The sequence below is a fragment of the Clostridium sp. AM27-31LB genome (genome assembly GCF_003480745.1).
GTDB lineage: Bacteria > Bacillota > Clostridia > Lachnospirales > Lachnospiraceae > Butyribacter > Butyribacter intestini.
Window position 1 is genome coordinate 1 of the sequence record NZ_QUJS01000028.1, and the last position, 536, is coordinate 536.

The 536-nt window shown below is 34.1% G+C and carries 1 protein-coding gene; it reads right to left on the bottom strand.

Translation table 11 applies throughout. The annotated features are described in order from the left end of the window. Window positions 1–255 precede the first annotated feature (255 nt). On the bottom strand, window positions 256–536 hold a 281-nt coding region (locus DW721_RS15845), incomplete at its 5' end, for a hypothetical protein (protein WP_347560410.1).

The window sequence follows — 536 nt, forward strand, 5'->3', positions numbered from 1 at the left end:
ACGGCAGCTTTAGCATCATTTCCATACGGCATCATAAACTCTGCCGTATCTATCTTTTGCAATTTTTCAGGCTTTATTATCTGTACTCCGTCATACACATAGAAATTAAAAGCATCTGCTATTATGTTTTTGTGCGACATATACTGTTTTGTTGCTATATCAATTTTCCCCATACATTATTCTTCCTTTCGTTTTTCATTATATTTCTCTATCTCATATTATAATCTCTGACGCCCACCCTTATATATTATCTGTTCATTGAGATACTACTGATAACTTTTTTACAACTTCTCTTACATATTCTTCCGGCTTCGACACTTTCTTTGCAATCTCTGGTATCGTCATATTACAATCTATATATGCTTCAATTTTTCCTTCAATCTGTCCCTCATCTTTTGCATTTTTCATTGAATTTTCCCATGCTCTGCACACATCAACCACCTCATCTTTCTCTTTGCCGGCAATATTTGCACCGGTTATCATATTTATTAATTCTACTGCTTCTTTTTCTACATTTTGAAACCTGCGTTTTCCTT